Source organism: Ramlibacter monticola, from assembly GCF_016722785.1.
In the GTDB taxonomy this organism is placed as follows: domain Bacteria; phylum Pseudomonadota; class Gammaproteobacteria; order Burkholderiales; family Burkholderiaceae_C; genus Ramlibacter; species Ramlibacter monticola.
The window spans coordinates 1,564,988-1,577,481 of sequence record NZ_JAEQNE010000001.1 but is presented as its reverse complement, the minus strand read 5'-3'; the positions used below and the strand labels follow the sequence as shown (position 1 = coordinate 1,577,481).

The following is a 12,494-nucleotide window of genomic DNA, read 5'->3' as shown; positions in this document are numbered from 1 at the left end:
GAGCGTGGCCGAAACCGAGTTCGCCGGGTACGTCGGCTTCGACGAATTCCGCGCCGGGCTGCCCTCGGGCCGCTTCCGCGTGGTCGTCGATCCGAAGCTCGCCCGCCGCTACGTGTCGCAGCGCCTGCTGCTGATGATCGTGGTCATGCCCGTCATCGGGCTCGGCATCGCCCTCGCGCTGCTGGGCGCGCGCTGGACTGGCGCGCTGATGGTCGCGGCCGGGATCGTGTTCCACCGCCTCGTGCTGTGGCAGGCGCCGCACATCCTGCTGCACATGGCGGCGCGCGACCCGAAGGTGTACGAGCACGCGACGCAGCACGGGTTGATGGAGATCCGGCGTGCGTGAGCCGCCCGCTGGTCGGCCTGCGCGGCCTGCTACCTGCACCTTTTGATCTCGTACTCCAGCCGCACCGAAACGAATCCCAGCCACTGGCCGGTATCGACCTGCTGCTGGCCGTACACCGTGCCATAGATCTTGTGGGTGCGGGTGACGACGCGGTTGTTGTCGGACAGTTCCAGCGAGTCCTTCACCGTCTTCGTTCCGCCCTTGCCGTCGCCCCAATGCTGTTTCCGCCCGGCATCCACGAACAGGTCGTAGTGCAGGGTCCCGGGGTCGCGATGGCGCATTTCGCGGTCCGGCTCCGCGGGGAGCCCCTGCAGTTCGTAGTCCACGTCCATCCGGAACCCATCCGCATTCGTCCTCGTGCACGTGATGCTGATCGTGCTCTCGGCAAAGATCGGCGATGCGTTGGCGCCCATCACATGGCGGCCGAAGCTGTAGACCGGTGTCGAAAGCTGGCACTCCGCCGGCCGCACGGGGCAGGCCGAGGATCTCCGGCCCGCCTGCGCCCCGGCCGCCAGCGGAAGCAGCGCACAACAGACCACCGACAGGAGGCGTGTCATCTGCACGTGAAGTTCCCCAGCGTCGACCCCGACGCGAAGCCGGATGGCAGATCCACCGTGGCGCGGCACTCGCGTTCGCCGATCTGCACGCGCAGCGCGTTGGACTTGCCGCGCTCGAGGCCGCTGACGTAGACGCGTCCCTGCCGCGCCACCGGGAATTCCTCGCTGGCTTCGCCGATCCGCACCGATGCGCCCGCCGGCACCGGCTTGCCGTCCGGATCGGTCAGGGTGAGCGTGGCCGACAGCCTGCGCGCGACGCCCATGTCCACCAGGACGCCCATGCGGTTCGCGATCTTCAGCCGCTTCGCGTTGTCGCCGAACGAGCCCTCGAGGGGGATGTCCTCCGCCTCGAAGGCGATCGTGCTGGGCAGGAACCCGGACAGGCGCGGGATGACGGCAATGCCGCCGGCGTCGGTCTTGCCGAGCGGCTGGCCGTTGCCGTAGACCCGCACGTCCGGGAAGTCCGCCACCTTCACGATGGCGAAGCTCTGGTCGAGGTAGCGCGAGAGCCGCGTTTCGCCACCGGCCGCGGCGACGCCGCCCCGCACGTAGGCGCGGGTGGAGCGGGTGCCGAAGGCGTCCGCGACCTCGAGTCCGAACTGCCCGGCGCCGGTCTGCAGGAAGGCCCCGAGCTCCGCGCGCCGCGCGCCGGACTGCTGGCCCGCGAGGATGCGATAGCCGAAGCTGTCGGTCTCCAGCAGGTTGCGGCTCACGTCCAGCAGCACGTCGGTCTTGGCGAAGTCGCTGCGGCGTTCGACCGTGGCGGTGGCGAAGTCGCGCTCGCCCAGCGGAAGGGCCAGCGTGAGCGAAAAGACGGTGCTGGCCGGTTGCGTGCCCCAGAAGCGCGACACGTTGGCGGTCAGCGTCGCCGAGCGCGAGAGCGTCAGGGTCCAGCCGAGCGTGGCGGTGTTGAACTCGCCCGAAGTGTCGGTGGTGCGCAGCCACAGCGCGTTCACCCAGTTCCGCGCGCCGACGCGCGCGGAAGCAGAGAACTGGCGCACGCCCAGGGTACGGACCTGCCCCGGCTCGAAAGCGATGTCGACGTAGTCCGGGCTGCGCTGCTCCACCGCGGCGCCGATGCTCCAGTTGCGCTCGTTGCGCTGGAAGAAAGCCTTGCCGAGCCGGCCGTGCCCCAGTCCGCTGCTCGCGGCGCCCCCCACTCCCACGAGTCCGAGGACCGGCATGGTGACCTGCACCACGCCGCCCAGGTTGCCGCGGTCAGCCATCCCTTCCGCGTGCCCTTCAAGCGTCAGCCAGTCGGTCACGCCATAGCGGTGGGTGGCGACGGCCGCCCAGTCGCCATAGGAATTGCTTTCGACGGCGTAGTCGCGCCGCAGCACGCCGGCCTCGTAGGAGAAGTCGTGCAGACCCTTCTTCAGCATCTCGTCGTAGCGCACGTAAGGCACCACCACCGTCGACTCCTTGCCGAACAGGTCGCGCACCACCACCTGCACGTTGCCCGCGCCGACCGGAACGGGCAGGTTGCTCACCGAGAAGGGGCCGGGCCTGACCTGCGTGGAGTAGGCCTTGGCGTTGCCGATGTAGACGTCGACCGTCGACGGCACCGTGGCCGTGCCGGACACGTCCCCCGTCGGATAGGTCACCAGCAGCGGCGCCGTGGCGAAATTGCGCTGGTATTGCACGCCGGCCATGCGCACCGCCGCGCCGTAGTTGCCCGGGCGGGTGATCGTGTCCCCCAGGACGAAGCTCGTGATGCGTTCCGGATCGTCGCGGCGAAAGGCCGTGTCGAGGCGGATGGTGCCGCGGTCCCTGTTGCCGCTGAAGTAGCTGGAGGTGAACAGGCCGGGCCGCCCGAATGCCCCGAACTCCCAGTTCGCGCCGAGCGAGCTGAGCCCTGCCGTGCGGTCGTAGCGCAGGTCGTAGTTCAGGAAGCCGCCGCGCCCGTAGGTCATGGGCAGCTGGTCCTCCGTCACGACCGACGCCCGCGAGCCGCCATGCAAATCGGGCGGAAAGTCGAGCACCAGGGTGAGCTGCCCCGGATCGAGCTCGTACCGCAGGCCGAGGCCTTCGACGCAGAGCCAGCGCCCGCCCGCGAAGTCCTGCAGCGTCATCTTCTCCGTGGCGATGCCCCAGCGTGCGAGATCGGGCTGGGCGAGGTAGAGCGGGCCGCCCGGCGCCAGGAAGCGCACCCGCGCCACCTCGCGCTCCTCGCCGTTGACGATCGGCTGCACCAGCAGCAATTCCACCCGCGAGGCGCGTTCGACGCCGGCTTCGCATTCCGGCGTCGCGGCGTGCACGTCCAGCAGAGGGGCGGTGATGACGGCCGCTGTCAGGGCCAGGAGCCTGCCATCCGTCGTTGCGGTCTCCTTGCGTACGTAAAGTACGCGGCCTCGACCGCCGCGCCTGGGCTGGCAGGCTCCCAGATCCCGGCGCAGGCCCGTTTCTCTGCCACCCAGGCTCCTCGGAAGTCGCACATGGCTTCAGCGCTTGACGTCGGCACTGAAGGTGCCGCGGTCGGTGATGACCTTCAGCTTCATGGGCCCGTCGGCCTGGAACTTGAGGGGGTAGTCTCCCTTCAAGGTGTTGCCGACCAGGACGTAGGCCGCGCTCGGCACCTTGAGCAGCTCACCGGCCTTCGCGGAGCTCACCACCCATTCCCGCAGCTTGAGGTTGGCCTTGCCGGTGTTGCGCAGCTCGATCTTGAGCACGTCGTTCTCCAGCAACGCCGACAAGGCGGCATCGCCCTTGGCGACCGGCCCGGAGCTCGGCGCCACGAACAGCGGCACCGCCATGGACACGAGGGTCTTCAGCGTGTTCGGACGGACTTCCTGTGCGGCGGCGACTTCGTCGATGAAGATCCGGTAGGCATGCTCGGCGGCATCCTGCGGACGATTGAGCTGGACCCGCACGACCTGCACCGCCCCCTTTTCGAGGCGGAAGGTCGTCGGCGCGAGCAGCACGTCGTCGGTCTGGGCATAGGAGTCGTTGCGGTTCTCCTGCTTCCAGCTCATCGCCCGCGCCTCGAAGGTCTTCGCCTCGCCCGTGTTCGTGACGGTGAGCGACCCGGTGCGGCCCGGGCCCAGCTCGACGCGCAGCGGCACGACGGCGAATCCGTCCGCCTGCGCGGCGCAGCAGATCAAGAGAGACGCCCACAGGCAGACGGTGCGCAGCATGGCAAGGTCCTAGTAGTAGATGCGTACCGTGATGGTGTCGGCATAGTCCCCCACCGGCACGACCTGCGCGGCAGGGACGGAACCGTAGACGGTGTGCTCCTGCGACAGGCCGTTGCCGACGCCGGTCACCGTGTCGGTGCCTTGCGTGTTGCCCCAGATCCTGGTGCGCGCCGAATCGGAATAGAGCTGGTAGTTCAGCACGCCGGTCGGGGCGGAGACCATGCGGCGCTGGTTGACCGTCGCACCCGGCGAGGTGCCCTGGTTGAGTCCGATCTGGTAGCCGGCGTTGGGCGTGCAGGTCGCGTGCAGCAAGGTCGTGCCCTGGAGCGGGGTGCCGGATTGCGCGCTGTAGGCGCCGAAGTTGAGATCGGTCGCGACGATGTCGCAGGCGGCATTCACGCGCGCCTGAACCTTGAAGGTCGCCGTGCTCGATTTCTGTTGCGCGTTGAGCCCGGCCCAGGGCCATGCCGCCAGGACCAGGAGGACACCAAGATGCTTCTTCATCGCCTGTCACCTCCAGCTCGTTCGTCGATTGCCGCCCTCTGTCGATGGCCCGGCGCCCGCGCGCAGGAGCGCGCCGCGTGGAGCCCTCGTCGACCACGCGCTGCAATCTAGACAGGGGTGCAGCGCCCGGCCATGAGACTTTGGTCCAATGGGACGAAGTACGCCGGCCTTGCCACGCGGTCAGAACTGGACGCGAACGGTGATCACGTCGCTGTAGATGCCGTCCCGGACCCGCTGGCCCGCCCGGATTTCACCGTAGACGGGGACCGTCTGCGGCAGGCCGGTCGTCGGCACCTCGAGGGTGTCCTCGCCGGGCGTATCGCCCCAGTTGAGCGTCCGCCCCGGGTCCTGGTAGAGGCCATAGTCCAGCCGGTCCAGGCCGGACTCGAAATTCAGCTTGCGCCTCGACGTGGTCGCCCCGAACGTGGTGCCGCGATCGAGGCTCACCTCCACGACCAGGCCGGGAGCGCAAAGCAGCGCGATGGAGGTCTGCCCGCGCGTCGGTGCTCCCCGCTCGGCGTCGTAGGCCCCGAAATCCAGGTCCGTGGCGGTGACGCTGCAGGAGGCGACGATCTCGATCCGCACCGGCATGCCCGAAGTCGCGAAGAAGGTCTGGCCGACGGGCGCCGTCGGCAAGCCTGCCAGGGCAAGGAACGCGACGATCGCTCGTTGCGCCGGGGAGCCGGGTGCGCGCATCGCCATGGGCGGATGGTAGCGCCGGCGTGCCGGTGCTTCGCGCGGCGGGTCCGCCCTCTTGCGTGAGCCGATGCCGCTCGCCTAAGCTGCGAGCCCCGCTTGCGTCGCGCGAGGACCCGCTCATGAAGGACCCGTCTTCCGTCCGCCCATGGCTTGCCCTGCGGGCCTTGCTGCTGCTCGTCTCCGTCCTGCTGTGGCCCGCTGCCGCGTCGGCGCAGCTCCGCGTGATGATCTCGGGCGGCTTCTCCGGCCCCTACGAACAGCTGCTGCCGGAGTTCGAGCGCGCCACCGGCATCCAGGTCACCACGGGGTCGGGCTCGTCGCAGGGCACGGGGCCGCAGACGATCGCCGCGCAGCTCGCACGCGGCGTTCCCGCCGACGTCGTCATCCTGTCCCGCGAAGGCCTCGCGGAGCTGGTCGCCGCCAGGCGGATCGCCCCCGGCACCGACGTGGACCTCGCGCGCACACCCCTGGGCGTTGCGGTGCGCGCGGGCGCGCCCAAGCCGGACGTCTCCACCGTGGAGGCGCTGAAGCAGGCGCTGCTGCGGGCGGGGGCGATTGCCGTGCCGAGCAGCACCAGCGGCATCTTCCTGACGAAGGAAGTGTTTCCGCGCATGGGCATCGCCGACCGCATCCACGTGAAGGCCACGCCGCGCGGCACCGGCGCGACCGCGATGGTGGCCGCGGGCGAGGCCGACCTCGCCGTGATGCCGGTCAGCGAGATCGTCCACGCCCAGGGCGTCGAGCTCGCGGGCGTGATCGCGGAGGAGATCCAGCTGCACCAGTCCTTCGCCGCGGCGATGGTGGCGGGGTCGCAGCAGGCCGACGCGGCCCGGCAGCTCATCGCGTTCCTGGCCTCCGAGCGCGCGGCGCCTGCCATCCGCAGCGGCGGCATGGTCCCGCTCGGCAAAGGCCGGCCCTAGGCTGCTGGCGCTGGCTCATCCTGGCCGTCGCTGCTAGCATCGCCCTCCCGAACCAGGAGGCACCATGGCCAGCAACACCGTCCGCCTGCATCGCGTGCTGCGCACCCGCCCGGACCGGCTCTACCGGGCCTTCCTCGATCCCGATGCGATGGCCAAGTGGCTGCCGCCCTACGGCTTCACCGCCCGGGTGCACCAGATGGACGCGAAGGTCGACGGCAAGTGGCGCATGTCGTTCACCAATTTCTCCACCGGCCACAGCCATTCCTTCGGCGGACGCTACCTGGAGCTGGTGCCCGGCCAGCGCCTGCGCTACACGAGTGCCTTCGACGATCCGAACCTGCCCGGAGAGATGGTCACCACCGTCACGCTGCGGGAGGTGTCCTGCGGCACCGAGCTGGAGGCGGTGCAGGAAGGCATCCCCGCGGTCATCCCCGCGGAGGCCTGCTATCTCGGCTGGCAGGAGTCGCTTCTGCAGCTGGCGCGGCTGGTGGAGCCCGAGATCCCGGAGTAGGCCGGCGCCGGAGCGCCAGCGAAAACCCGGACGATCCCTTCAGCGCCGCACCAGCGGCGACAGCATCCACAGCCCCAGCGCCGGCCCGATGGCCAGCGCCGGCAGCACCGCCGCGAGCGGCCAGGCCTGCGCGGCCCGCACGAAGATCTCGATGCTCGCCACCGAGATCGCGAAGCCGATGCAGTTGGTGAAGGTCAGCACGCTGCCCACGACCGCCGGCGGCGCATTCTGCGCCGTGAGCGTGGAGAACTGCGGCGAATCTCCCGACACCGTCGCGCCCCACAACAGCATCCAGGCGATGAACAGGGGCAGCGGCGCGACCAGCATCAGGGGCGAAGCCACGCAGCAGGCCGCGCTGGTCGCCAGCTGCAGCTGGGCGACGCGGGCGCTGCCCAGCGAGCGCACCATCAGGCCGCCCCCCACGCAGCCCGCGAAGCCGGCGCCGATCGCCCAGAAGGCGGCGGCGCTGACGCTGGTGCCGGCCAGCCGCGTGGCCATCACCACCGGCACCAGCACGATGAAGGAGTACAGCTCCCACATGTGGCCGAAATAGCCGAACACCGAGGCGCGCAGCCGCCGGTCCGACCAGATCAGGCCCAGCGCGCGGGGCGTGATGCGCGCGGCGCGCAGCACCTGCGGATGGGGCGGCACCAGCACCGCCGTGGCGAGCCCGCCGGCGGCGGCCAGCAGGGAGACGGCGAGCACCACCAACTGCCAGGGGGCGAGCCCACCGGCGCTGGACGCCGGCCCGCTGCCGTCGCCGGCCAGGGCCCGCAGTCCGTGCGGCAGGGCGGTGCCCAGCACCAGGGCGCCGATCAGCACGCCCATCACGGCGCCCAAGCGTTCTCGGTACCAGCTGGCGGCGATCTTCATGCCCACGGGGTACACGCCCGCCAGCAGGAAGCCGATCGCGAAGCGCAGCGCGAGCAAAACGCCGAGCCGGCCGCCGGCCAGCAGCATCGCCGCGTTGCACAAGGCGCCGAGCACCGAACAGGCCAGGAACACCCGCGCGGGCGGAAAGCGGTCGGCCAGCATGAGCAGCGCGAAGGCGAGCGTGCCCGCCACGAAGCCGAGCTGCACGGCGGAGGTGAGCGATCCCAGCGCGGCCGGCGGCAGGGCCCAGTCGCGCTGCAGGTCGGGCATGACCGCGTTGACGGCGAACCACAGCGAGGTGCTGGCGAACTGCGACAGCACGATCACCGGCAGAATGTGGCGAGGGACGGCCGTGCTCATCGGGCGAGCATAAGGGCTGGCGGGCAGCGGCGCATCCCGGGAGCTTCCCATGACGCAAGACGAACAGCAGATCCGCGACCTGGTCCGCACCTGGATGGAGGCTACGCAGGCCGGCGACACCGAAACCGTGCTGGGCCTGATGACGGAGGACGTCGTCTTCCTGGTGCCGGGACGCGAACCCATGCGCAAGGAGGAGTTCGCGGCGACCGCGCGGGCGCAGGCGGCTCCCGGCGGGCCGCGCATCGAAGGCCGCAGCGAGATCCAGGAAGTGCAGGTCGCGGGCGACTGGGCCTTCCTCTGGAGCCGCCTGCGCGTGAAGGTCACGCCCCCGGGCGGCGCGGCGGCGGTGGAACGCTCCGGGCACACCCTGACCGTGCTGCGCAAGGAGCAGGGCCGCTGGCGCCTGGCGCGCGACGCGAACCTGCTCGCCTGAGCCCGCCTTGCGCATCGGCCTCGTTTCCGACACGCACGACCTGCTGCGGCCGGAGGTGCTGGACTACCTGCGGGGCAGCGACCACATCGTGCACGCCGGCGACATCTGCGGCGAGGCCGTGCTGGCGGAACTGGCACGGCTCGCGCCGCTCACCGCCGTGCGCGGCAACAACGACCGGGGCGCGTGGGCGCAGCGCCTGCGCGAGCGCGAAGTGCTGCGGCTCGGCGGGGCGACGCTGCTGGTGCTTCACGACATTGCGGACCTGCGGCTCGCGCCGGATACTGCCGGGGCCGGCACGGTGGTCTGCGGGCATTCGCACCAGCCCCGCGTCGAGCAACGCGACGGCGTGCTGGTCGTGAACCCGGGCAGCGCGGGGCCGCGGCGCTTCCGGCTGCCGATCTCCGCCGGCGAACTGATCGTGGAGCAGGGGCGCGTGACCGCGCGCCTCGCAACCTTCTGAAGGAGGAGCGATGCTGCAGGTCCGCGACATCGACCACCTCGTGCTGCGCGTGCGGGACGTGGCCGCCATGGTCCGTTTCTACGGCGAGGTCCTGGGCTGCCCGGTGCAGCGGGTCGACGACCGGATCGGGCTGGTGCAGCTGCGCGCCGGCCGCGGCCTGATCGACCTGATCCCCGTGGACAGCGAGATCGGCCGCGCGGGCGGCGCGGCGCCCGGGCGCGAAGGCCGCAACCTGGACCACTTCTGCCTGCGGGTGGAACCCTGGGACGCCGAGGCGATCCGGGCCCACCTGCGCGCGCACGGCGTCGAACCGGGGCCGGTGGCGCAGCGCTTCGGGGCCGAAGGGCAGGGCCCTTCGATGTACCTGGCCGATCCGGAAGGCAACACGGTGGAACTGAAGGGTCCGCCGAACCCGCCGGCCGCTTGACGAATCCGGCCGACACGCGCCGGCATGTGCCTTGCGGACACTCCGGCCATGAAACGCCCCAACACCCATCGCCTGTCGCGCCAGGCCACCGAACTCGCCGTCGCCGTGCCCCAGGTCGTGGCGCACCGGCTGACGCGCCTCGCCCTCGCCGGCCCGTGGCCCGACGCGCGCGACCGGCGCGAGTTCCACGTCATGGGCCAGGAAAAGGTGCATGCCTTCTGGCAGTCCTGGTTCGCCATGGGCTGGGCCGTGATGCAAGCCATGCAGCAGGCCTGGATGGCGTCGCTGAAGGGCGCGCAGGTGCCCTTCGTCGACATGTCCCATGTGCTGGCACGGGGCATGGCGCCGGTGCATCGGAAGGCGACGGCCAATGCGCGGAGGCTGCGCGGGGTGCCGCTGCGCTAGTTCGACCCGGGCCGCTGCGCCGCCGGCCGGCCATGGCAATAATCCGCCATGGAAACCAAATGGCTGGAAGACTTCGTCAGCCTTGCCGAAACCCGCAGCTTCAGCCGCTCGGCGCAGCTGCGGCACGTGACGCAGCCCGCCTTCTCGCGCCGCATCCAGGCGCTGGAGGCCTGGGCCGGGACCGACCTCGTCGACCGCAGCTCCTATCCGACGCGGCTCACGCCCGCCGGCGAGACGCTCTACGCGCAGTCGCTGGAGATGCTGCAGGCCCTCCAAAGCACGCGCGCGATGCTGCGCGGCCACGCCTCGGCCGGCCAGGACGTGATCGAGTTCGCCGTGCCGCACACCCTGGCCTTCACCTTCTTCCCCGCCTGGATGTCCAGCCTGCGCGAGAAGTTCGGGCCCATCAAGAGCCGCCTCATCGCGCTGAACGTGCATGACGCGGTGATGCGCCTGATGGAGGGCAGCTGCGACCTGCTGATCGCCTACCACCACGCCGCGCAGCCGCTGCAGCTCGACGCCGACCGCTACGAGGTCGTCACCCTGGGTCAGGAAACGCTCGCGCCCTACTGCAGGCCGAACGGCGCCGGCGAGGCCCAGTTCCGCCTGCCAGGCCGCCCCGCGCAGCCGCTACCCTACCTGGGCTACGCGCCCGGCGCGTACCTGGGGCAGGTCACGGACCACCTCCTGAAGGGGGCCGGCACCGCGATCCACCTCGATCGCGTCTACGAGACCGACATGGCCGAAGGCCTCAAGGTGATGGCCCTCGAGGGCCACGGCATCGCCTTCCTGCCCTATAGCGCCGTCAAGAAGGAGCTGCGCGCGCACAAGCTGGTGAGCCCCGTGCCGCCGGACCTGGGCGGGCTGGAGATCACCATGGACGTGCGGGCCTACCGCGAACGTCCCACGGGCAAGCACGTCCCCAAGGGGACGGCGCAGTCGCTTTGGAACTTCCTGGTGAACGAAGGCGGCGCGGCCTCGCTCCTGAAGGACTGATGCCGCAGGCATGCCACCGGGCATAAACCCTGCTTACGGGACTGCTTTCCCGGGCCTAAGCTGACGACGCCTCCGGCTCGGGCCGGCGCCTTGCCGCGCCGCCCTAGAATTTCGGGTTGGGTTCCAGTTGCAACACTAGGAGATTTGAATGAAGAAAAAGTACCTGCTGGCCTTCGCGCTCTCGGCCCTCGCAGCCAGCAGCGCCTTCGCGCAGTTGAACGACACCCTGGCCAAGGCCAAGGCGACGGGCAAGGTGGTGATGGGTACCCGTGAATCGTCGGCGCCCCTGGCCTACACCCTGGGCAACAACCAGTACACCGGCTACCACGTCGAACTGTGCCAGCGCATCCTGAAGGCGGTGCTGCCCGGCATTCCCGTGGAATACGTGGCCGTGACTTCCGCCAACCGCATCCCGCTGGTGCAGAACGGCACCGTGGACATCGAGTGCGGCTCCACCACCAACAACGCCGCGCGCCAGAAGGACGTCGCCTTCGCGCTCACGACCTACGTGACCGAAGTGCGCACGGCGGTGAAGTCCGGCGCCAAGATCGCATCGGTGGCCGACCTGAACGGCAAGACCGTGGCCACCACCACCGGCACGACTTCCGTCGCGCTGCTGCGCAAGAACAAGCGCGCGCAGAACATCCAGTTCAACGAGGTGTACGGCAAGGACCACGCCGACAGCTTCCTGCTGCTCGAATCCGGCCGCGCCGACGCCTTCGTGATGGACGACAACATCCTGGCGGGCCTGATCGCCGGTTCCAAGAATCCGAAGGACTTCAAGATCGTGGGCGAGACCCTGAACGTCGAGCCGATCGCGATCATGATCCGCAAGGACGACCCGAAGTTCAAGGCGGCGGTGGACGACTACATCCGCAAGGCCATGAAGGACGGCGAGATCAAGCTGCTGTACAAGAAGTGGTTCCTGGATCCGATCCCGCCGAAGAACGTGGCAGTGAACCTGCCCATGGGCAAGATCCTGTCCGAACTGGTGGCCAAGCCCTCGGACGCCCCGGCCGAAGAATTCAACAAGTAAGCTGAGCGTCCCCGCGCCGGCCTGCGCCCCCGTGGCGCGGCCGGCGCAGTCACAACGAGCGAGGAGAAACGATGGCCCTGGACTGGCAGGTCTTTTGCCAGGACACGATCGAAAGGACGGTCGTGGCCGGCTGCTTCGGCAGCGGCGGCGCGAGCGGCACGCAGACCTACCTGGACTGGTTGATCTCCGCCTGGGGACAGACCGTGCTGGTGGCGGCGATCTCGCTGGTGGTGGCGCTGGTGGTGGGCTCCGTGGTCGGCACGCTGCGCACGCTGCCGGACAGCCCCGTGCTGGTGCGCATCGGCAACGTGTGGGTCGAGTTCTTCCGCAACATCCCGCTGCTGGTGCAGATCTTCCTCTGGTACCACGTGGTGCCGGTGGTCTTCCCCGTGTTCGCCGACACGCCCAAGCTGCTGCTGGTCGTGATGGGGCTCGGCCTCTTCACCTCCGCGCGCATCGCCGAACAGGTGCGGGCGGGCGTCCAGGCGCTGCCGCGCGGCCAGCGCTACGCGGGCATGGCCCTGGGCTTCACGACGCCGCAGTACTACCGCTACGTGCTGCTGCCCATGGCCTTCCGCATCATCGTGCCCCCGCTCACCAGCGAGGCGATGAACATCTTCAAGAATTCCTCGGTGGCTTTCGCCGTCTCCATCACGGAGCTGACCTTCTTTGCCCAGCAGGCGGGCGAGGAGACCTCGCGCGGCGTCGAGATCTACCTGGCGGTGACGGGCCTGTACGTCATCTCCGCCTTCGCCATCAACCGCGTGATGGCCTTCATCGAGCGGCGCGTGCGGGTGCCGGGCTTCGTTGCCAGCACCGGCGGGGGGCATTGA

General features: G+C 69.9%; 16 protein-coding genes. 10 read left to right on the top strand and 6 right to left on the bottom strand.

Features of this window, described 5'->3' with window-relative positions; all coding sequences use genetic code 11:
• The first annotated feature begins 4 nt into the window (after positions 1-4).
• On the top strand, positions 5-346 hold the full coding sequence (locus JJ685_RS07630) for a hypothetical protein (protein WP_330901713.1): 342 nt from the start codon (positions 5-7) through the stop codon (positions 344-346).
• A 29-nt stretch (positions 347-375) separates the two neighbouring features.
• Here JJ685_RS07630 and JJ685_RS07625 read toward each other — a convergent pair whose 3' ends face one another.
• The 5 genes from JJ685_RS07625 to JJ685_RS07605 all read right to left on the bottom strand — a co-directional run bounded on the left by JJ685_RS07625 (position 376) and on the right by JJ685_RS07605 (position 5,243).
• Positions 376-903, bottom strand: coding sequence for a spore coat protein U domain-containing protein (locus tag JJ685_RS07625; RefSeq protein ID WP_236598835.1), 528 nt, complete (start codon positions 901-903; stop codon positions 376-378).
• Positions 900-3,161 (bottom strand): fimbria/pilus outer membrane usher protein, encoded by a 2,262-nt coding sequence (locus tag JJ685_RS07620; protein ID WP_201673573.1) that lies wholly within the window; start codon positions 3,159-3,161, stop codon positions 900-902. The genes JJ685_RS07625 and JJ685_RS07620 overlap by 4 nt, the downstream gene beginning before the upstream one ends.
• Before the next feature lie 183 nt (positions 3,162-3,344).
• Complete coding sequence (locus JJ685_RS07615; protein ID WP_201673572.1) at positions 3,345-4,037, bottom strand: fimbrial biogenesis chaperone; 693 nt, start codon at positions 4,035-4,037, stop codon at positions 3,345-3,347.
• 9 nt (positions 4,038-4,046) lie between these two features.
• Entirely contained in the window at positions 4,047-4,541 is a 495-nt protein-coding gene (locus JJ685_RS07610; RefSeq protein ID WP_201673571.1) for a Csu type fimbrial protein, read from the bottom strand.
• Positions 4,542-4,721: 180 nt separating this feature from the next.
• The gene (locus JJ685_RS07605) at positions 4,722-5,243 is read right to left on the bottom strand and encodes a Csu type fimbrial protein (protein ID WP_201673570.1); all 522 of its coding nucleotides are present in this window, start codon (positions 5,241-5,243) and stop codon (positions 4,722-4,724) included.
• Positions 5,244-5,359: 116 nt separating this feature from the next.
• Between JJ685_RS07605 and JJ685_RS07600 the strand changes: the two genes are divergently transcribed.
• Positions 5,360-6,160 carry a substrate-binding domain-containing protein gene (locus JJ685_RS07600; protein ID WP_201673569.1) on the top strand — a complete coding sequence of 267 codons (801 nt, stop codon included), beginning with the start codon at positions 5,360-5,362 and terminating at the stop codon, positions 6,158-6,160.
• 64 nt (positions 6,161-6,224) lie between these two features.
• Positions 6,225-6,671 carry an SRPBCC family protein gene (locus JJ685_RS07595; protein ID WP_201673568.1) on the top strand — a complete coding sequence of 149 codons (447 nt, stop codon included), beginning with the start codon at positions 6,225-6,227 and terminating at the stop codon, positions 6,669-6,671.
• A 39-nt stretch (positions 6,672-6,710) separates the two neighbouring features.
• Here the strand turns inward: JJ685_RS07595 and JJ685_RS07590 are convergent, their stop codons facing one another.
• On the bottom strand, positions 6,711-7,904 hold the full coding sequence (locus JJ685_RS07590) for an MFS transporter (RefSeq protein WP_201673567.1): 1,194 nt from the start codon (positions 7,902-7,904) through the stop codon (positions 6,711-6,713).
• A gap of 49 nt (positions 7,905-7,953) precedes the next feature.
• Between JJ685_RS07590 and JJ685_RS07585 the strand changes: the two genes are divergently transcribed.
• The 7 genes from JJ685_RS07585 (at position 7,954) to JJ685_RS07555 (ending at position 12,494) form a co-directional block, all read left to right on the top strand.
• Complete coding sequence (locus JJ685_RS07585; protein ID WP_201673566.1) at positions 7,954-8,337, top strand: YybH family protein; 384 nt, start codon at positions 7,954-7,956, stop codon at positions 8,335-8,337.
• Positions 8,338-8,344: 7 nt separating this feature from the next.
• Positions 8,345-8,797, top strand: coding sequence for a metallophosphoesterase family protein (locus JJ685_RS07580; RefSeq protein WP_201673565.1), 453 nt, complete (start codon positions 8,345-8,347; stop codon positions 8,795-8,797).
• Between the two features lie 10 nt (positions 8,798-8,807).
• Positions 8,808-9,224: a VOC family protein gene (locus JJ685_RS07575; RefSeq protein WP_201673564.1), complete on the top strand. Its 417-nt coding sequence runs from the start codon at positions 8,808-8,810 to the stop codon at positions 9,222-9,224.
• Positions 9,225-9,272: 48 nt separating this feature from the next.
• Positions 9,273-9,629: a polyhydroxyalkanoate granule-associated phasin gene (locus JJ685_RS07570; RefSeq protein ID WP_201673563.1), complete on the top strand. Its 357-nt coding sequence runs from the start codon at positions 9,273-9,275 to the stop codon at positions 9,627-9,629.
• Positions 9,630-9,677: 48 nt separating this feature from the next.
• Positions 9,678-10,625: a LysR substrate-binding domain-containing protein gene (locus tag JJ685_RS07565; RefSeq protein ID WP_201673562.1), complete on the top strand. Its 948-nt coding sequence runs from the start codon at positions 9,678-9,680 to the stop codon at positions 10,623-10,625.
• A 148-nt stretch (positions 10,626-10,773) separates the two neighbouring features.
• Positions 10,774-11,661, top strand: a complete 888-nt coding sequence (locus tag JJ685_RS07560) for an amino acid ABC transporter substrate-binding protein (RefSeq protein ID WP_201673561.1) — start codon at positions 10,774-10,776, stop codon at positions 11,659-11,661.
• 71 nt (positions 11,662-11,732) lie between these two features.
• Complete coding sequence (locus tag JJ685_RS07555) at positions 11,733-12,494, top strand: amino acid ABC transporter permease (protein ID WP_201673560.1); 762 nt, start codon at positions 11,733-11,735, stop codon at positions 12,492-12,494.